Raw genomic sequence first — 24,215 nt, forward strand, 5'->3', positions numbered from 1 at the left:
AAAGAGATCGTCAACTAATGAACATGACCCCTATAATTCAAAACATTTAATAGGGGCCATGTATAATTTTTATATATCGATATTAGTTACCATAAACCTCATCAATTGCAGCCTGGTACTGAGATGCATATGTCTCCACTACAGTGGACACTGCAGTACCTTCTAACAGTTCAGCTTCTAACTCATAATACTCCAAATTCGGGAAAGTAAAATGTGAAAGTACAAGCAAGTTCGGTTGAACTAGTAACATATTGTCTATGTCTTCTTGAGTTGAAAAGTTAGTTTCATAATGGGCTTGACCAGGGTAATCATAAATGGAATCAATGTCATTTATTTTTTCCCAGATATACATAAGCTGTTCTGGATTTTCGATAGCCTTTGGAATTGTTAATGCTTGCAACATTGCTTCTACAGAATGAAAGCTGTCAGCACTTGGCCCTTTCGGAAATGGAACAAACCCAATATCATAATCAGGCATATCATTATTTAATCCACCTAACTCCCAATCCGCAGCTGCCAGCATCAACGTGTTACCTTGGCGGAAGAATTGACCTGGCTCTGTCCAATCTCCACCTTCTGTTGGTCTAGCTACATTTTCAGTAGCAATTTTCGAAACAAATTCAAGTGCTTCTATTGTTGCAGGGTCTTCGAGAATTTGCTGATCTCCATCAGTAAGGCCTGTATTGTTTGAGTACAATGCTGGTTCTAGGAGTGAACGATTTGCAAGACCCCATGTATCCAAACTACCGTCATTATTCGTGTCCTGATTCGCCTCTTTAGCTACTTCAATGAAAGTTTCCCAATTCCAGTTATCTTCATCAACATAATTCTGGAGTGGTGTCATTCCTAATTCATTCATTAATGTTCTATTGTAAAAAATACCTTGAACAAGGTTGGCTTGATCTTGAGTAAAACCATACCCTCTTCCTTCATGTACATAGAGTTCGTTTGTCATGATTTGGTTAAATGCATTAGGATTTTGTGTATATTCGTCTATCGGCCACAGTAAATCTTGTTGTACCAAAGTTGGAATTGTGTAATTCTTTCCTAACCTAACAATATGACCTAGGGGCTCTCCCGCGAGTAAAGAGGCAGTTACCCTCTCCTGGTATTCACCGAAGTCAATCGCAATATATTCAATATCAAAATTATGCTTTTCCATTAATTCTTCAAGGTTTTGAAGTCGCTGTATATTATCTGGATTATCCTCTGGAATGGTCATATCCCACCAAGAAACAACTTTTATTGTTTCTCCACCAAGATCAAAATCCATTTCTGGAGTTTGGTAATAAGCGCTTTCCTCTTCCGCTTCCTCATCATTACCCGCTTCTCCAGCATCTTCACCTTCAGTCGTATCATTTACAACGCCATCCGTACCATCGGTGCCACTTTCTGTACTACAAGCTGCTAGAACTAAAAATAACACGCATAATAACATTAAAAATTTCCTTTTCATCTTCATCCCCCTTTTCAAAATGGTTGTTACAATAATAAATATAGCGCTTTCATTTTTGAGCAACAACCTGTCTTTCATTAGCTGTTTTACCCACCAAACTCTAGGTGTCCCAAGGGTCCATGGCATTTGGATAAGAGTCTGATACAAGATATAAACAACTGTTTACAATATAAAAATTTGCACGTTTTTTTTGAAAATAAAATGATACATAATGAAAGCGTATTCAAAAAAGCATTACGTACATGTAAGGATAACTCACAAAAGGAGGGGGCATTTGTGTACAAGATAATGCTTGTTGATCCGAATCAATCATCACGGGAAAAAATGAGGAAACTTCTCAACTATCAACATTTTGGTTTTGATTTACAGGATTACGCAGAAACGCAGAGAAGTGCATTAGAATTATTTAGAAAACGATTATACGCACTTATCATAGTGAACATGTCTCAATTAAACGATGAGGGATTACAAGTATGTGAGAATATAAGAAAAGAAAGTCAAATTCCAATTATACTTATGGGTGGAAGTAAAAACTTTCAGTTAGTGAAAAAGGCATTAACACTGCAAATCAATGATTATTTACCTGACCCTATTGAACCTGATGAATTTAAAACATGTTTGTCTTCCATTAAGCAGAAACTACAAAATAGTTCTAATGATCAATGGAAAAACATGCTGTTAAAGCGGTCAATGAAAACTAAGCCGCCATGCAAAATCATTGAAAAGGTGAAAGCATACGTGGAAGAAAGTATAGGTGAGGACATTTCATTAAAGGAGATTTCCAATAAGTTAAACTATAATTCTTCTTATTTAGGCCAGAAATTTAAAGCACACGAAAAAATGACCTTCAAGCAATACCTCCTTCACTGTCGGATGGAAAAAGCTATGTATCTCCTTGATAATACCACTCTAAAAATATATGAAGTTGCACATGAGGTTGGTTACAAAGAATTAGACTGGTTTTATCAAAAATTTAAAGCACATACGGGAATAAGCGCTTCTGAGTATAGGAAATTATGATCATACAATGTGCTCATAATGCATTTTCTTTAGAAAAACTTGGCTTGTCGCCAAATCCAAATGGCGAAAGTCTTAATTTTTCTTATACTTTAATCCTTTAGAGGAGTAATTATTCTTAATGTATAAAGAAATTCCCATCTCTTAAGCTAGATATTTATTAGAGCACTTATACTATCTATAAAAAAAGGACGTACTATCACATTAAGTACGTCCTTTTTTTATTGTTTATTAATCAAACTTCCAGTGTTCAAAACGAAATAGGTTATGATCCGAACTCCCACTAAAAACTAGGTATAAATCATGAACACCTTCGACTAAAACTTCTGTACTCACTGTCTTCCATTGATTCCATCCACCCGTATTCGTTACGGTAAGCGAACCAATTAAATCCCCTTCAGGATGACCAAGTCGTAATTCAATCATCCCTCCATTCGTCTCAGTAGCAACAGATGCAGAAAATTCTGATGCACCATCACCAAAATCGACTCCTGAAACTGCTATCCAGTCCCCAGTGTTTATATCTGTAATAACTATATTCGTAGTGTGATTATTTTCCTCATTCGTATCCGCTTTTTCAACTTGAACGCCTGCGTTCCAAGCCATTGTTTCTGCCTCGACACGTTGAAACGGATTAAGATGTTTGACACTTTCCACACCCTCTAAGTCAGCTTTTATTTCTTGGATAGTACCATCTTCATTAAAGTAGACTTTATTTAAATGGGTTGAACGATAGCCCATTGGTACCCCCATTTCTTTGGACAATGTTTGTGCATGATAAGCAATATAATACGTATCATGAAATTCAAACATCGCGTGATGATTATTACCGCCTACTCCAAAAAAGTGATATGGGTTTCTTAAAATAGTCCCTTGATATTCCCACGGTCCCATAGGACTATCACTCGTCATATAAGCAATTTCACCAGGGGGTGGACTGCCCTCAGGACGGTCACCATCATAGAAATTCGAACAATAAGTAAAGTAATAGGTGTCCCCAACTTTGTTTATCCCTGCATTTTCAAACATAAATGGTGCTGGAATTGGTTTAGCTTCACCAACAACACTCACCATATCATCTCCGAGCTCCATCACTCGTGCAGTATTTGGCATTTCATACTGTCCTTCTGGGATACCTCCTCCAAAATAGATATACGCTCTTCCATCATCATCGATTAAAACCGCTGGATCAAAAAGCCATGTAACATCCTCTACACCAGGAGTTGACCTTAAAATAAGGGCTTCACCAATAGGATCCACCCAAGGTCCCGTTGGACTATCACTTGTCAACACACCAATTCCACTTGCATTGTTCGCAAAATAAATGAAAAATTTGTCTTCTCCGTCAATGACTTTTTGCGCCACTGCAGGTGCCCATGATTGTGTTGCCCATTTCGCAGCACCTTCTGGTCCTGCTGCTACTATTTCACCATGGTCCGTCCAGTTGACCAAGTCATCGGACGAGATAACGGATAATCTATTAATATTTCCATACGTGTTTTCAACCACATTGTCATTCTCATCATATTCTAGTACATCATGTGTAGCATAAATGTAAACCCTATCCTCAAATACTAGAACATAGGGATCCGCACCAAATTTATGCGAAACTAGAGGATTTCCATTAGGTGGTTGTTTCCCAATTGCAGTCTTTGGTGGGGTATAGTTTACGATACTTTTAGCACCAGTAACGTCATAAGTTTCTGACAGTTTATCAGAATGAACAACTTCTAAACGCTCCACTTTTATTTCATCTGTCATTTCCTCATACAACTCCTTTTTAAGTCTCATTTTTATTATAACAATCTTTTCTCGTTCATCATGACTAGCTAATATAATAGGAGAGTCATCCCTATTATTGAGTTGTAGCTCAATCCCATTATCCATTAAATCAAACTCAATGTGGTCTGCCTTAATATTCTTCTCACCATTTAGAATCACATCTGTTACTTCTAGTACTTCAGGAATTCGAATTTCACTAGTCAATTCCACAATATCCGTAGGTATCTCATTCATGACTATATGTACTTCATAATTAGTCTCTTCTCCTTGAGTTAATACAAGGACGTCTTCCATTACATAAGCAGATAGGGAATTAGAAGGATTTTCTACTGTTTCATGTGTGCTATTCTGAAAAAAATGAAAGTACGAAAACAAAAGTACCGTTATTATAGACACGGTAACTGCAATTTTTAACCAAACAGGTCTTTTCTTTATATTCAATGTTCTTTCCCCCTTTCCATCGTTCTCCATAAAAAGTGTATCCTTTTAAGGAAAAGGGAACAACCTGTCAATCAATTCTACATTTACCCTACGATTTCTAGCATAGAAGGACACCAATCTAATTAGTACCTTTTTACATCAGTCTGGATGATTAGAGAAAAACTCCTCAAAAAATGCACAACTATGACAATTTTATAGCTTTTTGGGGCAATATGCTCGTAAACTCCCGTTGTTTCAATAACGTACTGTTCTTCTTGCTCTTTCGCTCGGTTCGAAAGCATAACTGCGACTTCTTCTGCTTTCGTCCAAACTCGAACTAGATTAGGATTTTCACGGTGATAGTGATCATATAGCTGTTGATACTCTACTATCGTTTCTTGATTGACCGCTACTGTTTGTTCATGAAGAAACAGCTGCATAAATTCAGATAAAGCTTTATGATATGTCGTTGGTGAGGCATCTGAATCCATCGCCACATTCCACTCTACCCCTTGAGTTAAAGTTGAGCGTGATAAGTTCGAAGACCCGATAATCATCGTTCTTCCCTCTTCATCAAATTGAAACAAATACGCCTTTGGATGGAATGAGCGGCCGTTACTTTTCCATAATCGAACTTCAATGTTTTATGTAGCTTAATTAATAAAGCGAGTGCATCTGGTTGTGTAATGTACAAATAATCTCCTGTACACACTTTCACCTCTGTCCCTCGCTCAAGAGCTTGTTGTAATGGTTGGACTGAGATCTCAACACCAGAATTCATGACAAATGATGTGAGGATGTAGATGGATGAGGACCTTTCTATCGAGGCAACAATCTCTTGAATGATGTGATCCGTCACTAACTCGATTTACTCATCTTCCACATCAATCAGGAAAATCTTCTCCTGAAACCCGCCTCGTTCTTTCGCCTTCTCCTCACGAACTTCTTCAATCTCTTCAATGGAAGAGTGGTGTACTTCTGCAAGAGCATGGATGATTTCTAAAATATCTGCAAGTTCTTCAATGGCTAACCCGTGGCCCTGGGCTCCTATGTATTCATCGATTTCCTCTTTCAGCTTTCGTTGAAGCTCGATGACAAACTCATCATCTGTTAACTGCTTCGTTCGGAAACTTTTACCCGCTTTTGCGATAATTTCAGGAATTTTATCTCGAACTAGTTTATTGTAGACTGGCATGCTCTCACCTCTTTTAATATTGTTGCTTCTCTGGGGTTACTCCCCTAACTCCGCCTCTTGGGTTATCCATGTCCCCTTTATACCTAGGAATCAAGTGAACATGAACATGGAAAATCGTTTGACCCACTGTTTCTCCACAGTTAATTCCTACATTGTAAGCATCAGGATTATAGGTTTTATCTAAGATGACTTTACATTCATCTAATAGTTCATTAATCGAAGCTCTTTCTTCAAGGGTAGTATCAAAAAAGTCGCTAACATGGCGTTTAGGAATGAGCAGAATATGCCCTTGATTTACGGGATAGATATCATAGATCGCAAAAGCTAAATCGTTTGATGAGATGATATTTTCTGGTTGGCAAAAAGGACAGGTTTTCATGGTGTCTCTCCTAGCAATTTGGAATACATTTTATACTACTTTAGTTCTACATAATTTTACAATTTCCTGTCCATGAAAAACAAAAAGATTTGGTTGGGGATTCGGGTGGTGCCTTGCACCACCCGCATAAAAACCTACCTCAATCCCGCATATTATTATAGAATAATAAGAGGAACTGGATTCGGAAGGTTAGTAATGACTTTCAATATAGTAAATTACATCACTAGAAAATCAATCGGAGGTAATGAGTTAAGTGAATTTGACCTTACAAAATTGAATAATATAATCAGCTATGACTCAGTAACATGTAATAGATGTGCTTCGTTTAACCGAATTGGCAATGAAACTTGTAGAGTATGTAATTACGACTTGAAAGAAGATAAAATAAAGACTGCTAAACGGTTACTTGAAAAAGCACTATACAAATTAGATTTTAGTAAAAAAGATACTAAAAAAATAAGAGATGTTATGACTAGAAGAATAATAGATTATTATTATTATAATCACGGCACATTGAATGCTACACCCTTTTCAATGTCACAGATCCAAGAAACAACTAAAACAAAGGATACAGCAGAAACAATCAACTCTAAACAAGAGACAACCGTAAGTACTGCTAGTACTCCCAAAGAGCCTACGTTTCTAAAAAAAGAGAAACCAGTCAAGAATCAGTTTTACTTTTCTCCTGGAGAAACCTATGAAGCAAAAAAGTTTGTTTACGATATTCTAACGAGAGCTACTCTATCTATATCAATCATTGATTCCTATTTAGACCGTGCTATATTTGATTATCTTGAATCCCTATCACCTACAATTCAAGTTCGGTTAATCACTAAATCTACAGCACCCATCTTCAACCAATTATTTGATTCTTCCTTTAGAGAGGATAAGAAAAATATCAGAGTTAGAATGAACACAATGTTTCATGATAGGTTTCTAGTAATTGATAACAAAGAAGTTTGGCACTTAGGAACATCGATTAACTACATTGGCGAAAAGGCATTTATGATTAACCGAGTTTTTGAGGAGGATGAGGTAATAAAACTATTGCACGATGCCAACAAATGGTGGAATCAAGGGAAACCATTTTAATGGTTCGGGTGGTGCCTGGTTCGGGTGGTGCACTGGCACCCCGAACTGACTACCCTAGATTCGTCAAGTCATTCAATGTGAGATAAGCAACCACTTCATACCCATTTCCCTGTCCACGCGGTCTAACCACGATAGTTCCCATGTTCGGCAATGTGTCTAACCCAACTCCTGATGGGAAGCTGTGAGCAATAATCACTTTATTACTTCCTGGTGTTGGAGGTGTTTCTAATACCGTTTGGAGTTGATATAATATTCTCGCTTGCTCCATAGGATCCAACGGACCACTCAACCTGTAAATATCAGCCCAGAAAGGGTCCACTTGTACACCATTTGCTCCGAAAGCCAATGCTCCTGTTTCATATGTTCTACAAAATGGACTCACGGAAACTGGATACATTATCGGTATCTGCAATTGTCTAAGTGTCTCTCCAAAGGTTATCGCTTGCGTTCTACCTGTTTCACCAAGGTTCCTTTGAGTTGCACAATCTTGAAAGTTTATAAATTGCTGGTCTACCCCAACATTTGCTTCTGCATGCCTAGAATAGAGAATTAGCCCTCCAGCTTGGAGATCAGCCAGTAACGTTCGCGACGCTGGTTCAACTTCTAATTGTGTTTCTTCTAACACTTCTTCTTGGTTAAAAGGAAACCAAATCTGCTGTTCATTGTTTTCAGATACATAGGAATTTTGATTATTCGGCAACTTAATCTCTCCTTACATTAATCGTTGTTATGTTACCGTATGACAAATGCCTAGAATGGGTTACCATTATTGGTATTAGAAGTTACTATCTATTAAAATATTAATTAAGTTTACCTTATAAATAAATCTTCCTACACGTGACTACCTACACTTTATTAATAAACACTTATAATTAAATATAGAGATATACGCTTTAAAATGAAAAAATACTCATTCCTCTTCTCTATTAAATCGCCATCTATTTTTTTCACTTAGCAACACCATCTAATATTTATGAAAGGAAGTGGCTTATGATATTTAAACGGAGAACAAAATCAGATGAATTACTGACTTTGCAATATGTAAACAGGAGGATGATACTTTCTGAAAAAGAAAAATATCACTATCATAATCTCAAAAAGGGTTATGAAGGAGAAGAAAAGTTTGATAAATTATTGGAAGGCCTAAAAGAAGAAAGGTTAATATTAAACGACTTGCTATTTGATGTAAATAACTCTTTTTTTCAAATTGATACATTAATCATTTCAGAAGGATTCATTCATCTATTGGACATAAAGAACTTTGAGCATGATTGTTACTTTCAATCAGACAAGCTTTATAGTGTGAACAATGACCGTGAGTATAAGAATCCAGTAGACCAACTAAAAAGAAGTACGACCCTTTTTCGACAGTTACTTCATTCCCTCAAACAGAATTACATTGTAAAAGCCTACGTTATATTTATACACCCCGAGTTCACCTTATACCAAGCTCCAATGGACCAACCATTTATCTTTCCAAACCAAATCAATCGTCTAATAAATGAATTAAACAATACACCCTCAAAGTTGAATGAAGCCCACAAAAAACTTGCCCAACAATTACTTTCATTACATCACACCAAAAACCCATTTTCAGTCATACCTAATTATACTTATGATAGTCTTCGAAAGGGAACTTATTGTAATCGTTGTCACTCATTTATGATTTATTTTAAGAATACTAGTTTTATTTGTAAGAATTGCGGTGGACACGAAAAGCTAGAAATAACGATTTTAAGAAATGTGAAGGAGTATATGCTTCTCTTTCCAGAACGATTGATAACAACAGTAAATATCTTTGAATGGTGCGATGTTGCTTTAAACGATAAAACAATTCGTCGAATATTAAAAAAACACTTAAACACTTACGGTAATAAAAAGGGCACTTATTATAAGTAGTTCTCCATAAATTTTGAGTCCGTTTCCTTTCTCTTTTCGGACTCGCTCCCTTCTCCTTCTTCTGCTTGAGTCCGTATTCCTTCTCTTTTCGGACTCGCTCCCTTCTCCTTCCTCTGCTTAAGTCCGTATCCCTTCTCTTTTCGGACTCGTTCCCTTCTCCTTCCTCTGCTTAAGTCCGTATTCCTTCTCTTTTCGTACTCGTTCCCTTCTCCTTCCTCTACTTGAGTCCGTATCCCTTCTCTTTTCGGACTCGTTCCCTTCTCCTTTCTCTGCTTGAGTCCGTATCCCTTCTCTTTTCGGACTCCCTCGATTCTCTCTCCTATGCTCCAGTCCGTATCCCTTCTCTTTTCGGACTCCCTCGATTCTCCCTCCTCTGCACCAGTCCGTATGGGGATTCAATAGATTCTCTCCCTTCCCTCTCTGCTTTTTCCATATATTCCCTCGCAATAAATGTTACTAGTTTTATATTGTAGATGGTATACTATTGTAAAAAAAAGAGGTGTTTGGGTTGAAGGAAGTAGAGTACTCACAGCAGTTTTCAGAGGATTCGTTTTGGAAAAACATTGTGAAGGTAGGAAAAAAAGCTGGAGTAAGTACCGTTTATGCAGCTCTAGTCCTCTACTACACGCTCCAAAAGCCTGATTTGCCAGTCAAAGCAAAAACAGTGATCCTAGGAGCACTGGGGTATTTAATTTTTCCTATTGATGCCATCCCTGATTTCACACCAATTATTGGGTACGGTGATGATATTTCCGTATTAATTGGCGCCTTAATTACGGTAATGATTTATATTGATGAAAACACAAAACAGAAAGCTAAACAAAAACTAACTGCTCTATTTGGTGAAGAAGCACTCGGAAGTATAAAAGAAATCGATAACAAAATCGACACAGATAATAACAAAGAAAGTTAATGTAGTAACAGACCAAAAAAGGGAATCTATCAAATGAGATAGATTCCCTTTTCTTTATTTCATTTCCTCATACTTAAAATAATCAAAGTCAGCGTGCTTCTTTTGCCCACTTAAATCCTGAACACACATCCCGATGTAAGCCCCAGTAAACCCTTGACCTAAGAAATAGCCGTTTACATTAATCTCAGCATTTTCATCTGAAATCGTACTTGCATCCAATACTGGACCAATGGCTGTCCACTCTTCTCCATCATGAGAATAGTAAAATTGTAAATCTGAATAGGATAGAACTGCCTTGAGGTAATAGCGTTCCACACCTTCTATTGAAATTCTTTCATCTACTGGCTCGTCATAAAGCCCTCGATTACTAGATAATATTCCTAAACACTTTCCAATTTCTTCGTCATGGCTAATATGCAAGTAGTAGTAGTTCTTTGTATTATAGTAATAAACCAACCCAGCCATTTGTTGAAAGTTCTCAGGTTTAAACTCAACCACCGTCTCAGCCGTTGCTTTGAAGGCTTGTTGTCTTCTTGCGATAAGGCTTTGATGATGTACTGAGTTCAGAGATTCCCTACCAAATAGTCGCAGGTATCCGGGTCTTTCTTTTAAAGTTACCCAGTCTTCCTCAAGCGGAAATCGAAGAGAGTTAAAATGAATTGATAAATTTTCTTCATTAAAATCATCTTTTGCGGCTACAGGTGGAAACGCGTGCGTAGGCAAATCTGGAGCTTCGACCTCTACTTGTGCCTCGCCTCCAACAATCCTAAGCCAGCCATCTTCTGTCCAGTAACATTTTTGGAGAGCGGTTTCTCTTCCTAAATTACAATTTTCCGATGGTTTCAATGGTCGTCCACATAAGTGAGCTAAATACCATTCCCCTGTCTGAGTTTCAACAAGGCTTCCATGCCCTGCTTTTTGAAGTGTAAGTTCAGGTTTTTCATAAGAAGTTAAAATAGGATTAGTAGGATCAACTTCATATGGTCCATCAATCGACCTTGACCTGGCCATCGTAACCGCGTGTTTTAATCGCGTCCCACCCTCCGCTGTCATCAAATAGTAATAGCCATCCTTTTTATACAAATGAGGTGCTTCTGTTAATCCTAGTGCTGTTCCTTTAAAGATATTTTGAATAGGACCGATTAAGCGGCTTTCTTCCACCGAGTATTGTTGTAATAAAATTCCTCCAAAGGAATTTTTCCCTTTTCGATGGTCCCACACCATATTCACGAGCCATTTTCTACCGTCGTCATCATGAAAAAGAGAGGGGTCAAATCCACTACTATTTAAGTAAATCGGTTCTGACCAAGGTCCCATAATATCGCTAGCAGTAACTAGATAATTATGAGTATCCTTAAACCCACCACTATGACTTTTAACATCTGTATAAATTAAATAAAACGTACCATTATCATAGCTAAGACATGGTGCCCACACTCCGCCAGAATCAGGATTACCTATCATATCAATTTGGCTTTGTTTTGACAGTGGATGAGTGAGTAACTCCCAATGAACTAAATCTCTAGAGTGATGGATTTGAACTCCAGGAAACCATTCAAACGTGGAAGTGGCAATATAGTAATCATCCTTAACACGAATAATAGAAGGGTCCGGATTAAACCCTGGTAGCACTGGATTAGTGATTTTCGGCATGTACGTACCTCCATTTTATGAGATGTGTTCATTATAAATGGTATGTTTACTTTTATCCATGAATTCGTACATATAGGAATAAAAAAAGAAGCCGACACTGCGATTGTCCGACTTCAAAGTAGATACTCTAATATTCTACTATTATTTCACCTCAAGTTGAAATAAGGAATTGCTCTCTTCTTTTAGTACCTCATCCTCTATCCCTTTTACATAACGGTTAAAGAAGGCAAGTACGTTTGAATTCATAACTTCGTGTATTTTCTTTTCATCAAACCCAAAACTCATCAACGGTGTGTAAAAAGGTAAATCGCTAAAGCTCATATGGTCTCCGGAGAAGAATGTAATCTTATAGGAATCTCCTCTTACCCCTTCTTCAAAAAAATAATTGATTTCACGTAGTCGTCTATCTCTATCTTCTATATATTCGTCTTGGCTCATATTCATCATTTCTAGTTCCTGTTCGGTAGGTGTGTAGGTAAAGGTGTCAGTTGCTATGATATTCATAAACGGCTGTGAAAGCCCTTGGGTAACATCATTGCCATATAAGGCACCGTCCATATTTATCCCTGCTTTGAAGCGTTCGTCTGTGGCGAGTGTTTTTGCCGTTGTTGCTCCTCCATATGAATGACCAAACATGCCTACCTTTTCTAAATCTAGTTTATTGGCAAAAAGGTTGTCAGATTCTGAATTCCATAAGTTAAGTTGGTCCAATACGAAGCTAGCATCTTGTGAACGAGTTTGGATGGCTTGATGGTGTCCTTCATCAGAAAGCTCAGAATTAACCATTTTAACTTCTCTTCCATCAGGAAAAACGGTATAACCCGAATCATACGTATGATCAATACTAACAATGACATATCCGTGACTCGCGAGTTCTTCCATTTGTGATAGGTTTTGCGTTCGGGTGCCTCCGTACCCATGAGAAAATATCAGAACTGGATACGTTTGTACTTGTTTTGAAACAGGTGCGTTTTCATAAGATTGAACGTCGACGGACTTTAGATAGTCGAACAAAAACGAAGGCAAATGAAAAAGTGTTGAAATCGCTCCAGCAATTTCTTTTTGAGGAAATTTGGCTTTCACATTACTCTCGATTTCAGGGTCGACTGGATACCAAACGGTTACCATCATTTCTCTATATTCGGATGAGTTCGTCCAGTGTTCGTTTCTACTTTCATCCACTAAGTGCTCTGTTATGACACCTGTTTGATAAGGACCAGTGGCTGTAGGCAATTGAAATACAGGAAATAACAAGGCTAATAATATAGTCATAGCTACATACAATGTTCCGAAAAGGCCAATCAAAAGCAATTTCCATTTTGGTTTGCTTGTTTGTATACTATCATTCTCTATCTTCTTAGATAAAATAATAGCTTTTACTAGACTTATAGCAATGAGCAGCGCTATTACATAAGCCAACCCCAACTGCCACCGGTATCCTTCAACAATAAGATGAATACCTATTACAAGGAGCGAAGCTATGCCAATTTTATGTTTCCACCTTTTAAATCGATTCGATAAAAATGAGATAAGCCATATGGATTGAACAGCTAACACTAATATTTCAAAAATCCTCATGAGTCTCTTCCCTTCTTGACAGCACATTATCTTCCTTTAAGTTTAGCAAGTACGGTATCATAAGATGTTGGAACACACAATATTTTACCAATAATTAACAATGTTTACAATAGGAAAGTTTTATTAAAAGCACTGTGTGAAACCGCTCCCTTCATTTTCTAACAGGTTCCTAAAAAAAGAAGAAAAAACAAAAGAAGGTGAGACAAAAGATAAAAACCATATTTTGTCTCGCCTTCTAATCACAGTTTCATCATGCCTAACGTAGATTTAGTCCATATAAATAGAACTCTTTTTGTTTGTATAACTTTGTGTACGTAATTCTAAGTTCATTTGTAATGTTGAGTGGGGTACTTCTAGGGTTGCTGTTAAATCTGCTCTATAATTCGCACAAGATGATGGAGAAATACTCCAGGGTTTTAACTGTAATGCCATTTCACGAATGGTTTCTATATCAACCGTTTTGCGAAAACCTTGTTGTTCCAACCATTCATCGTTGAATAATGTTTGAATATAGCGGTCTCCTCCATCAGAAATCATACAAACAATTCGCTCTTCAGGTCCCAATTGTTGGGCTACTTTTAGGGCAACTAATGCGCATGCACCACTTGAAGGTCCCATCAGTATTCCTTCATGTCTAGCAAATGCTCGAGCTGTCAGAAATGCTTGTTCATCAGTTATTTTATAGGTTCTATCTATATTCTCAATGTTCAAATTTACAGGTGTCCAACCAAGACCTATGCCTGGAATACGATATGAATCCGATTCACCACCAAAAATGACAGACCCAACTGCATCTACACCGATGACTTGTACCCCAGGAGCAAACGTTTTCAAATACTTAGAAATCCCTCCCAATTGTCCACCTGTACTTACAGCAGTAATGAAAGTAGATAAATTACTAGAGCATTGCTCCATGATTTCTCGGGCAGTACTTTTATAATGGGCTTCACTGTTTTGAAGGTTAAAGCACTGGTCCGGGCGGTATGAGTTTTTAATTTCCTTTGCCAGTTGGTTAGCAAGTGAAATTCGGGTTTTATGATAACTTCCACAATCATCTTGTTCAGTTACAACAATAACTTCAGCTCCAAAACACTTTAAAAGCGCTAGATTTGCACTTGTTGTTTTAGGATCCACCAGAACAATGACATGATAGCCCTTTGCTGCGCCAATCATTGCTAGAGAAATTCCAAAATTTCCACTTGAGGACTCTATAATAGTGCCACCTGGTTCAAGTAACCCTCTTTTCTCAGCTTCTTCTATCAGATGCAATGCAGCTCGGTCCTTAATACTTCCTCCGGGATTGTAACGTTCATACTTAAACAAGACTTGACCTTCATCCGCTTTATTACTATTTGGTATGGTTAATAGTGGTGTATTTCCAATCGTCTCCAGTATACTTGATATCAAAAAATCGTCCCCCTCTACTGATAAAGCTCTTCTTTCCTGTCATTTTCACTTTCGCCAATAAATGGAAAAAAGTGTTTTTTTACCTTTGCTTACCACGGGTTCAACGTGACTTATTTCGCTAAATACTCCCTTCTTTCATTATTGCAATCCGATCACAAATAAATTTTAAAACCTTTAGGTCATGAGAAATCATGATGACCGAAAAGCCAAATTGTTTTTGTAGGCGTTGTAATAAAACTAGAATTTGGGATTGTATTTTCATATCTAACGCCGAAACTGCTTCATCACATATAAGAATATCCGGTTTAAGAACAAGTGCTCTTGCTACAGCGATCCGTTGGCATTGACCTGTACTTAACTGTGGCGGTCTTCTTTTTTGCGTCTCCTCACAAATACCTACTTCCTGCAGGTACAACTTAGCTAAAGATTCTCGTTCCTTTTTATGTCCTATTTGTAAATAATGAAGTGGCTCTTGTACAAGTTGCAATGCTGAACGGCGAGGGTTAAGGCTTGCTCTTGCATCTTGAAAAACGAGTTGAATATGCTGACACATCTGACGTTTCTGGTTACCTTTTATCCGACTAATATCCACATTGCGATATAAAATCTGTCCTCCACTTGGAAGTTCTAGTCCGGTAATACATTTAGCTAACGTCGATTTGCCACAACCACTTTGTCCTAATACTCCTACGATTTCCTTTTTGTGCAATGTGAGATTTAAACCACGTAGTACCTTACTTTTCGAGTTGAATGACTTTTCCAAATCAATGATTTCTAGTATAGGTTCATTACTATTCCATCGTTTATCGACACTGCGAGGTCTAGCAATTAGAGAACGTGCCATAAGCAATTCTTTTGTATAATGAGCCTTAGCTCTTGAAAAAACAGCTTTTGTACTGCCTTTTTCTTCGATGACTCCTTGATGTAAAACAATTATCCGGTTACTTATGGTTTTGGCAACATCTAAATCGTGAGTAATCAGCAAGACTGTCAAATCATATTCTTTTTTCATGGTTTTGAGTAAAAGAAGAACTTCTTTTTGACTGAGCAAATCTAACGCGGATGTTGGTTCGTCCGCAATAAGTACCTTTGGTTTTAGGCAAACAGCAAGGGCGAGGCAAATACGCTGACACATTCCTCCACTAAGTTGAAAAGGGTAGGAATCAAGAATTTTGGAAACATCAGTAAAGTTAAGCCTGTTAAGTAATTTGGTTGTTAGTGGTACGACTTCTTCTACTGAAGCGATTTTATGAAAGAGAAGAACTTCTTTAAAATGTTGTTCTATCGTTAATAGAGGATTTAAAGCTTGTTGAGCATCTTGAAACATCAAAGCAATCTCTTTCCCTCTTATACCCTGCCAAGCTATTTTTTCGTTTGTCAAATCGGTATAAAATGACCCTATTTCTAGCGTTCCATTTTGAACCATGGCGGAAGGCGGAAGTAGCCCAGTAAGGGTCTTTGCGACTGTTGATTTTCCCGAACCACTTTCTCCTATCAAAGCAACAACGTCACCCTTTTTGAGGTCAAAAGAAAGGTCATTAAGGACGTGTGTGGATTGAGATTTTTGCTCATACGTAACCCGTAAATTTTTAACGTTAAGTATTGTTTCTCTTTCTGTTTGTTTCATAGTATCGACTCCTATAACTCCATTTTTTCATAGGGATCTAGCCAATCGCGCAAACCCTCACCTATCAAGTTAAAGGCTAATACCGTAAGTATAATAAAGAGAGACGGCCCTAAAAGAATATGGGGAGCTTGAAAAAAATGGTCTCTTCCATCGGCCAACATACTTCCCCATTCAGGAGTGGGAGGTTGCGATCCTAACCCTAAGAATGAAAGGGCTGATATCGATAAAATTAAACTACCTAGCTCAAAAGTTGCTAATACAAGGACTGGACTGATTACTCTTGGTAGTAACTCTTGAAACATGATTATCCTCTTCTTAGCGCCAAGTACTGTTGCGGCTGCAACGGCTGTCTCCGTTTTCACATGAAGAACCACGCTCCTTGTCAATCGTGCAAATGACACCCACCAAACAGCAACCACGGCAATGAGTAAGTGAATAAAACTTGTGCCGAACAAGGCTGTGATGACGATGGCAAGTACCATAAAAGGGAAAGCAAGAAGAACATCTATGACCCGCATTAACAGACTATCGATGACTGTTCTATGAAACATCCCAGCGAGTAAGCCAACAAATAGTCCAAGTAAGAGCGCTGCAGAAAGGGCGATAAAAGAAGATAATAACGTTGTCCTCCCCCCATATAGTGTTCGTGAAAGGATATCCCTTCCAAAGCGGTCTGTTCCCAATACATGTGTAAGACTTGGCTTTTCTAAACGTTCTGATACAGATTGCTCCAACGGGTCAAACGCTGTAAAAGCTGGGGCACCTATGATTAGAATCACTATAATAAAAAGGATTGCAATGCCAAAAATAAGACTAAGCGGTAAACTACCTTTATACATATTTTTCATTTCCTACTTTTCGGTTATGTGCTACTCGAGGATCAACGAGTGCGTATACTACATCTACTCCTACATTAATTAAAATTACAACCGATACCATAATGAAGGCATAGCCTTGTATTACAGGATAGTCGTGGAGCAAAATGCTATCTAACGCATACTTCCCAATACCGGGCCATGAATAAATGCTCTCGATGACAACAGCTCCACTAACCAGTGTAACAAGGGAAAGCCCCACCATTGTTACAACTGGAAGCAAGGCATTCCTTACTGCGTGCTTGATTACTAGTTTATTTTCCAAACCTCTTGAGAGGCCTGATAGAACATAGAGTTGACCAAGCTCAGCAAGCATGTTAGCTCTCACAACTCGGATCAGTTGTGGGGCCCCTATAAATCCTAAAGTTAGTGCAGGAAGCCAGAGCCTTTTCATACTAGCTTCATTACTTATGTCATATACAGTAAACGTCACAGCCAGTAGGGATAATAAACCTAAACCTATGACAAACGCTGGAGTAGATGCGAGAATGACGCAAAAGACTCTAATAAGATTATCATATGTTTTCCCGGAACGACGTGCGGAGGCGACCCCAAAAATCAAACCTACCGCCACTTGTAAACTAAGAGCTGAGATAGATAGTAGGATAGTGGCTGGAAGTCTTTCAGCCAGTTCTGAACTTACAGATCTTCCTGTATGAATGGAAGTTCCTAAATCAAAATGTACCAATCTTGTTATCCAGTTAAGGTACTGGATAGGCAACGTTTGGTCGAGCCCAAGCTGATAGCGTACATCTTTTACTCTATCCTCATAAGCCTGAGTATCGCTGCTAGCCATTTCTGTTGGCTGACCTAATAGGATGGTAACAGGATCCCCAGGCGATAGATGAATCAGAACAAATATTAAGAGAGTTGCACAAAATAACGTAATTAAGGCTTCGGCTATTTTACGAATGACCACCTTGTACATCTAAGCAAAACCTACTTCGACTCAGTAGAATCCAATGACAAGTTGGAATTTACTACATTCTCAAACTGTCTAAAGTGATCTTCAAACCCTTGAAGAGACTTACTTACAGCGGTCATTTGCGGTCTCGGAAATAAAGAAATAACTGGAGCTTGCTCTGCGACTCTATCATTTACCTTTAAAGCTAACTCACGGCGCGTTGCATCATCAGTCGCTTTACCCAATTGTGATAGTAATTCATTTGTTTGTTCATCATCATAACCACCATAATTAGCACTTCCTTGCGGGGAAAATTGCCCTTCTAGCAAAGAAAATGAATCCCCAAATGTACTCCAAGCCTCTATTGATGCATCCCAATCCGAAGATTCGCGAGCCGTCTGGATTAAGCTATAATCTCCATGTTGCACTTCTGTTTTAACACCAATCTTAGTCCATTGATGTTGTAGAGCTTCTCCTAACGCCTTATCACCACCCCAAGTCATCAAGCTTATGGTTAATGGCTCTCCGTCCTTATATCTTAGACCATCCGAGTCCATAACCCACCCAGCTTCCTCTAATAATTGAGAGGCTTTGTCGACGTCAAACTTAGTGTAAACCGCATCTTTTGCTTCGGCATATGCGGGGTTCGATCCTAGCCATGTAGTAACTGGAACACTTTGCCCTTCCACAGCAAGGGTAACGAGCTCATCACGGTCTATCCCCCATGACAATGCCTGCCTTACTCTAACATCTTGAAGCTGAGGTCTTGCAAGGTTCAAATAAATCGTTTGGGTATTAGCAGCCGGAGTAGCTGATATTGTTACTTCATCACTTTCAGAAAGTTGCTCCAAACTTGTTACTGGAATATTTAATGCCACATGGCTACTCCCACTTAACACAGAAAGTACCCTTGTTTGTTCATCACTTATTTCTTCATATACGACTCTCTTAATTACTGGCTTCTCTCCCCAGTACTTCTCATTTGCTTCAAGAACCATCTTTTGCTTCGGTGTAAATTCTATCACTTTATACATACCGGTAAGGTCCATTGTTTCGATAGAATCTTGGCTGGCCTCTGCATTATGAATTACAGTTTGGTAATAAGATAGATTAAGAGGAACTGGCACGTGTTCACGGTTCGTTTTCACTTCTATGGTATACTCGTCAATTTCAGTAAAGGTTAATCCATCCAAAAAGGGTAGGGCTTGTATGTCTAGTGTTCTTGAACGTTCTAAAGAGGCAATAACTGCACGAGCATCCACGACTTCACCACTCCAAAAATGAGCATCAGATCTTACTTTTATTTCCCATGTAACAGGATCTATGGATGTTGCGTTTTCAGCAAGTTCTGGTACTACATCACCGGCTTGGTTCACTTTAAAAAGAGCTTCAGCTGCTCCTGCATTTCGTAAATAGCTAGACGTAAGTGGCTCAACTGGATCTAAGCTTGCCGCAATTTCTTGACCTACGATTATTAATTCCTGGTCTTCTGTATCGTCAGTTTCTGTGCTCGTTACATTTGTACAACCAACTCCTATTACGAGTGCAATCAGTACTAAGAATAAAAATAAAAGTCTTTTCATTTGAATCTCCTTTTCCACCATAGTGGCTATCTATATTTGTTATTTCATGATACTAGTAACACTTTTTGGTACTCCAACCTTCTTACTCTGCATAAATCCAAACATGGCTACAATAGCTATAAAGCTAAAGAAAAACCAGGGGATCATCATAAATCCAGTCTTTATTGCCATATCAAAGAACATGCCACCTATCATCGTGCCGATTCCTCCACCGATTGCAAATCCTAGAGAATTAACTCCCAAGTACATCCCGAGTGCTTTCGGGTCAGCCATTGAAACCGCAATCGATTGCTGATTGGGCCTTGCTAATATCATCCCAAATGTAAAGAGAACTACTACTACTAAAAACATCATCGTCGTGTGCACAAAAGATATCAAAAACAGCGCACATGCAATAATGGCAATACCAATGACTACACTTTGTCTCGGTGAGAATTTTCTCAATGTAAAAGACACAAGATGGTATTGTAAAACAGCTGTCACTGCCGCATATACTGCAAACATAACTCCCACACTTTCTGCATTTCCTGAGATCTCTTGAATTCGCAGCGGAAAAATAATGTTAATTTGTGATGCGGCTAGCCAAAAGATAACCATAAGCAACGTCAACCGTAGATAGGGTCTGTCTTTTGCTACAGTCTTAAGTGAAGCCCTTACCGAATAAGATGGCTCAGTACGAACAATAGGTGGCATAGCAAATCGTGAAATGACAAAGGTAGTCAAAAAGCATAGCGCCGCTCCAAAACAAACGACTTTAAAGTCAAAGCGTAATAAGAGCGCTCCTACTAGTGGTCCAATCGTACTTGCAATACCGGTTACTGTATGATTTAAGGAATAATATTTTGAGCGATTTTCTTCATTCGTTAAAGTAGCAATTGCAGTTTGATATGGCATTTCAAACAATACTCCCCCAAGCCCAATTAGAATCATCGAGACAAACAAGAGGAGTATATTTTCAGAAAAAGCCAACGTAACAAAACCGATAGAACGTAGAAAAACCCCAATGCTAATCAAACTCCGTATATTAAAACGATCGGCTAGCGTCCCTCCCACCAAGGCAAGTCCTTGCTGGGAAAATTGTCTTGTAGCGAGAGCTAATGCCACGATTGTAGCCGAAAAACCAATGTCTTTTACATAATGTCCGATGATTAATGGCATAATCATTCCAAACCCGATCACCATAAAAAAGGTGAAAACTAAGAGGATGATTAACCCTCGGCGCTCACTCCCTGATGAGTTAGCCATATTGTCCTCCTATATTGCTTGAGCAATCACTTGCATGCGTCTTCCTTGTAAATCATGACTATACGATAAAGGATGTTGTAACTCATACTTAGAGACATGTGGTTCTGGTTTATCAAAAAGCTGAAGGATCCGGAATCCACACGTAGACAAATAAAAATCTAACTCTCGTGGTAATAAAAGACGATGCCTCAAATGCTCTATTATTGGTGTAGAGCTTGCAACATCCCAGCAATAGTCACGTTCTAATAGTTGATTTGAATAATCTATGCTAAATCTTGTCTTTAATGTAATAACGGTATCATCTAAAAGAGTCTGGTCTACTAGGTCCTCGGTTAACCACCGTTGTCCTTCTTTTGTGAAGAAGAAAGCAGCATTTCGCATGTCAAGATAGATAAGTCCACCGCTCTTAAGATGCTTTCGGAAACACTGTAAACTTGAAATAATATCATCATTCGTATAGTTATATAAAAACGTACTGCCTACACAATAGATTGCATCAAATTGCTGTTGTAAATCAAAGTCGGATTGATGACCATACACAAACGATAACCCTGGATAGTGTTTCCTAGCCCAAGATATCATATCTTCAGAGTTATCTAATCCAGTTGCATCGTACCCCTTATTTGTCAAATAAGACACTTCACGCCCTAGTCCCGAACCAACATCAAGTACCTTTTTTCCAACCTTAAATTCAATAAAAATATTATGTATAAACTGCGCCATACTGTAGTCATGGTCTCCATTAAAGGCGGAATAAAGAGCAGGGTTGGTATGAAGGAAATTGTCAGTATTTAGTTTCAAATCAACTTTCATCTCTTATTCTCCTTTCACTGCTTTATAACAATAGAGTTGTGATTCAGAAGCATTAAATTGTGAGAATGGAAATGGCTCAGCAATAAGCGACGTCACACCATTATTAATAAATTGTGCAACCACGGCACTTCCTGTTTGCGCATAAACAGTTAATGGAATTCGCCTTTCTCTCACTCGCTCGAGGATGCGGTCAAACGTTCCATTGCTTAATGTCATTGCTGTACAAATGACACTATCAGCATTACCGAGAACTATCTCCATATCTTTTTCAACAACGTCTCCCCACTGCGTTTCTTTTAGTTGATAATCACATGGCAAGCAAGTCGCCCCACGTTTTGTAATCGCCTCAACTAATGGATTAACGACACCAATAAGTGCCACTTTTTGCCCTTCCTTTATATCAGTCATTTCTGCGATAAGATTATCACGAAATACTGCTCTTTCAACTGGTGTTCCCGCTGGTAGAGTCACCACCTTCGAACAGTTCTCGCTGTGCGGGTAAACAACACCAAGATAAGCATCTATACCTGCTATTCGCACAGGAAGTCGACTATCTTCTATCGTTGTATCAAGCGGCATTCCTGACATGCTCTCTGCTATATCAACATCGAGTTGCTCTGGTGTATGAGCACAAGCTCCAAAATAAGACCCTACTCTCAACAACAAATAATAATTATGATATTTAGTAGTCGATGACGGAAATTGTGTAGTTTGATAGATATAAGAAGCTCCAGTAATTGAAAAAGTTTCTGGTTTAGGTCCGATCCTACCTTCAACTATAGATTTTTTTAAATCATCAACTGATGAATAATCTTGTGTCTGAAAGGATTTCATACACTCTACCCCTTTGGCTCAAAGCTAAAAGTAATGTGATTGAGAGCTTCTTCTGCATACTCTCTTGCTTTAAGCCCTTTTTTATCTTCGGTTACTACATGACCTAAATAGCATGCATTATCGATCGGAGTGTTTATAAATTGACCGACACAGTTTTCAAGTTTATAACGGGCAATATGCTCATTTGACTCAAGCCATTCTCTTCCCTGAATCGTTGTAACTGTGCCACTTTGAGGAGGGACCAAAAATATGGCTGCCGCACTTGTAATTCCTTGTTCTTTTGCTGTAATGGTTGGTTTTTTTCCTAACGAAAGGTCAACAAATGCATGAAGTAAATTAATTCCCGTTACTCGCTCGATAAGCTCAACAATATAATTCCCCGCTGTTCTAGGGTTGATTTCAACAATTCGAGGGCCCTCTGCCGTTAACTTCACTTCTGTATGAGCAATCCCATGGTCAAAACCGACCGCATCAAGAGTGGCTTTAACAAACTGGATCACTTCTGTTTGTACTTTTTCATCCAACTTTGCTGGGAACATATGACCATTTTCAATAAAATAAGGATTCCCCGTGATTGATTTATCGGTAATGCCTAACACCGTTGTTTCACCGTTAAATGAGACGCTTTCTACACTAACCTCTTCCCCGTGCATATATTCCTCTAGGAGATAAATACAATCTCTTTCTTGTTCTCTAAAATTCAGTGGAAAGGCTTCAAGAGACTGATACGCTTTCTGTAACTCACTTTCATTTTCAATGAAGCTTACAAATGCACTTGATGCTAGGTCTACAGGCTTCATAACAAGAGGAAAACAAATATCCTCAGCAATACTTATCACTTCGTCCCAGTTCTGAGCAAGGCCATATTTTGGATTATCCAGTTGTGCTTTGTCTAGCGCCTGTCGCATAAGGTGTTTTTGGCGAACTGTTTGTACCTCCTCAGGAAAAGGACATGGGACGTTAAATGCTTTTGCAACCTCTCTAACTGTCTCAATGTAATAATCACAAACGGTTATGACACCATCAAAGTGATAGTTCTTTACATAGTCTATTAAACTTGGTATATCATTTGTTTCTGTTACTAGAACTTCATCCGCAAACCTTATCACAGGGTGTTTTTCCGTTTCAAGCGCGCTCTGATAGTGATCTGGTTTACGAGTAACAAACGTATAGGTATGTCCTAAAGAACGTAAGAGCGGTGGTAATAGATTTCCGCTTGCTCCCACCCAACTTTCTATCATCAAAATATGTGCCATAATAAACCTCCTTTTTTTTAAAACGGTACTCACTATACATTTTGGTAGATACTCAGCTTATGTACTAATTATCTTTATTACCGACAACAAAACGTAATAATTACGATTTAAGTTCTATTATGGCCACCTTCCATTTAAAAGTAAAGTATCACTTTGAAAAATAAGTTATTTTTTTAAATAATAACTATCTTTGGAAACCGTTTTTAATGGACAATCACCCAAAAAATCACTACTATGGATATACCAAATAGGGAAATAAAGGAATTCCCCTGTCTGTTCTCACTTAT

General features: G+C 38.3%; 22 protein-coding genes. 4 read left to right on the forward strand and 18 right to left on the reverse strand.

The window, feature by feature from the left end; genetic code table 11:
- Nucleotides 1-82: 82 nt before the first annotated feature.
- Complete coding sequence (locus BK585_RS12660; protein WP_419095541.1) at nt 83-1,456, reverse strand: ABC transporter substrate-binding protein; 1,374 nt, start codon at nt 1,454-1,456, stop codon at nt 83-85.
- Between the two features lie 276 nt (nt 1,457-1,732).
- On the opposite strand from BK585_RS12660, the gene BK585_RS12665 reads away from it, so the two are divergent.
- A complete protein-coding gene (locus BK585_RS12665; RefSeq protein ID WP_170885575.1) occupies nt 1,733-2,476 on the forward strand; it encodes a helix-turn-helix domain-containing protein in 744 nt (247 codons plus the stop codon).
- A 228-nt stretch (nt 2,477-2,704) separates the two neighbouring features.
- Here BK585_RS12665 and BK585_RS12670 read toward each other — a convergent pair whose 3' ends face one another.
- The 5 genes from BK585_RS12670 to BK585_RS12690 form a co-directional block, all read right to left on the reverse strand.
- The gene (locus BK585_RS12670) at nt 2,705-4,696 is read right to left on the reverse strand and encodes a glycoside hydrolase family 43 protein (RefSeq protein ID WP_342744299.1); all 1,992 of its coding nucleotides are present in this window, start codon (nt 4,694-4,696) and stop codon (nt 2,705-2,707) included.
- 122 nt (nt 4,697-4,818) lie between these two features.
- Nucleotides 4,819-5,262: a phospholipase D-like domain-containing protein gene (locus BK585_RS12675; RefSeq protein ID WP_245805830.1), complete on the reverse strand. Its 444-nt coding sequence runs from the start codon at nt 5,260-5,262 to the stop codon at nt 4,819-4,821.
- Nucleotides 5,229-5,534: a phospholipase D-like domain-containing protein gene (locus BK585_RS12680; RefSeq protein ID WP_078553770.1), complete on the reverse strand. Its 306-nt coding sequence runs from the start codon at nt 5,532-5,534 to the stop codon at nt 5,229-5,231. Before BK585_RS12680 ends, BK585_RS12675 begins: the two co-directional genes overlap by 34 nt.
- A 9-nt stretch (nt 5,535-5,543) precedes the next feature.
- Nucleotides 5,544-5,870 carry a nucleoside triphosphate pyrophosphohydrolase gene (locus tag BK585_RS12685; protein ID WP_078553771.1) on the reverse strand — a complete coding sequence of 109 codons (327 nt, stop codon included), beginning with the start codon at nt 5,868-5,870 and terminating at the stop codon, nt 5,544-5,546.
- Between the two features lie 13 nt (nt 5,871-5,883).
- Nucleotides 5,884-6,249: an HIT family protein gene (locus BK585_RS12690; protein ID WP_078553772.1), complete on the reverse strand. Its 366-nt coding sequence runs from the start codon at nt 6,247-6,249 to the stop codon at nt 5,884-5,886.
- Nucleotides 6,250-6,444: 195 nt separating this feature from the next.
- Between BK585_RS12690 and BK585_RS12695 the strand changes: the two genes are divergently transcribed.
- Nucleotides 6,445-7,341 (forward strand): hypothetical protein, encoded by an 897-nt coding sequence (locus tag BK585_RS12695; RefSeq protein ID WP_078553773.1) that lies wholly within the window; start codon nt 6,445-6,447, stop codon nt 7,339-7,341.
- 49 nt (nt 7,342-7,390) lie between these two features.
- Here BK585_RS12695 and BK585_RS12700 read toward each other — a convergent pair whose 3' ends face one another.
- A complete protein-coding gene (locus tag BK585_RS12700) occupies nt 7,391-8,041 on the reverse strand; it encodes a histidine phosphatase family protein (RefSeq protein ID WP_245805831.1) in 651 nt (216 codons plus the stop codon).
- 290 nt (nt 8,042-8,331) lie between these two features.
- Between BK585_RS12700 and BK585_RS12705 the strand changes: the two genes are divergently transcribed.
- Together BK585_RS12705 and BK585_RS12715 are read left to right on the forward strand one after the other, a co-directional pair.
- Nucleotides 8,332-9,240, forward strand: coding sequence for a nuclease-related domain-containing protein (locus BK585_RS12705; protein WP_078553774.1), 909 nt, complete (start codon nt 8,332-8,334; stop codon nt 9,238-9,240).
- Nucleotides 9,241-9,739: 499 nt separating this feature from the next.
- Nucleotides 9,740-10,153, forward strand: coding sequence for a YkvA family protein (locus BK585_RS12715; protein ID WP_078553776.1), 414 nt, complete (start codon nt 9,740-9,742; stop codon nt 10,151-10,153).
- 54 nt (nt 10,154-10,207) lie between these two features.
- On the opposite strand, the gene BK585_RS12720 is transcribed toward BK585_RS12715, so the two are convergent.
- The 11 genes from BK585_RS12720 to BK585_RS12770 form a co-directional block, all read right to left on the reverse strand.
- On the reverse strand, nt 10,208-11,806 hold the full coding sequence (locus BK585_RS12720; protein WP_078553777.1) for a glycoside hydrolase family 43 protein: 1,599 nt from the start codon (nt 11,804-11,806) through the stop codon (nt 10,208-10,210).
- 141 nt (nt 11,807-11,947) lie between these two features.
- Complete coding sequence (locus BK585_RS12725; RefSeq protein WP_170885576.1) at nt 11,948-13,384, reverse strand: alpha/beta hydrolase family protein; 1,437 nt, start codon at nt 13,382-13,384, stop codon at nt 11,948-11,950.
- 267 nt (nt 13,385-13,651) lie between these two features.
- Nucleotides 13,652-14,791 (reverse strand): cysteine synthase family protein, encoded by a 1,140-nt coding sequence (locus tag BK585_RS12730; RefSeq protein ID WP_078553779.1) that lies wholly within the window; start codon nt 14,789-14,791, stop codon nt 13,652-13,654.
- Between the two features lie 118 nt (nt 14,792-14,909).
- On the reverse strand, nt 14,910-16,418 hold the full coding sequence (locus tag BK585_RS12735) for an ABC transporter ATP-binding protein (RefSeq protein WP_078553780.1): 1,509 nt from the start codon (nt 16,416-16,418) through the stop codon (nt 14,910-14,912).
- Between the two features lie 11 nt (nt 16,419-16,429).
- The gene (locus BK585_RS12740) at nt 16,430-17,257 is read right to left on the reverse strand and encodes an ABC transporter permease (RefSeq protein ID WP_078553781.1); all 828 of its coding nucleotides are present in this window, start codon (nt 17,255-17,257) and stop codon (nt 16,430-16,432) included.
- Nucleotides 17,250-18,221 (reverse strand): ABC transporter permease, encoded by a 972-nt coding sequence (locus BK585_RS12745; protein ID WP_078553782.1) that lies wholly within the window; start codon nt 18,219-18,221, stop codon nt 17,250-17,252. The genes BK585_RS12740 and BK585_RS12745 overlap by 8 nt, the downstream gene beginning before the upstream one ends.
- Nucleotides 18,222-18,232: 11 nt before the next feature.
- Nucleotides 18,233-19,780: an ABC transporter substrate-binding protein gene (locus BK585_RS12750; RefSeq protein ID WP_078553783.1), complete on the reverse strand. Its 1,548-nt coding sequence runs from the start codon at nt 19,778-19,780 to the stop codon at nt 18,233-18,235.
- Nucleotides 19,781-19,819: 39 nt separating this feature from the next.
- Nucleotides 19,820-21,025, reverse strand: a complete 1,206-nt coding sequence (locus tag BK585_RS12755) for an MFS transporter (protein ID WP_078553784.1) — start codon at nt 21,023-21,025, stop codon at nt 19,820-19,822.
- 9 nt (nt 21,026-21,034) lie between these two features.
- On the reverse strand, nt 21,035-21,838 hold the full coding sequence (locus BK585_RS12760; RefSeq protein WP_078553785.1) for a class I SAM-dependent methyltransferase: 804 nt from the start codon (nt 21,836-21,838) through the stop codon (nt 21,035-21,037).
- 3 nt (nt 21,839-21,841) lie between these two features.
- On the reverse strand, nt 21,842-22,672 hold the full coding sequence (locus tag BK585_RS12765; RefSeq protein ID WP_078553786.1) for a Rossmann-like domain-containing protein: 831 nt from the start codon (nt 22,670-22,672) through the stop codon (nt 21,842-21,844).
- Nucleotides 22,673-22,677: 5 nt separating this feature from the next.
- Complete coding sequence (locus BK585_RS12770) at nt 22,678-23,928, reverse strand: ATP-grasp domain-containing protein (protein WP_078553787.1); 1,251 nt, start codon at nt 23,926-23,928, stop codon at nt 22,678-22,680.
- Nucleotides 23,929-24,215: the final 287 nt, after the last annotated feature.

Source organism: Bacillus alkalicellulosilyticus (assembly GCF_002019795.1).
Taxonomy (GTDB): Bacteria; Bacillota; Bacilli; order Bacillales; family Bacillaceae_F; genus Bacillus_AO; species Bacillus_AO alkalicellulosilyticum.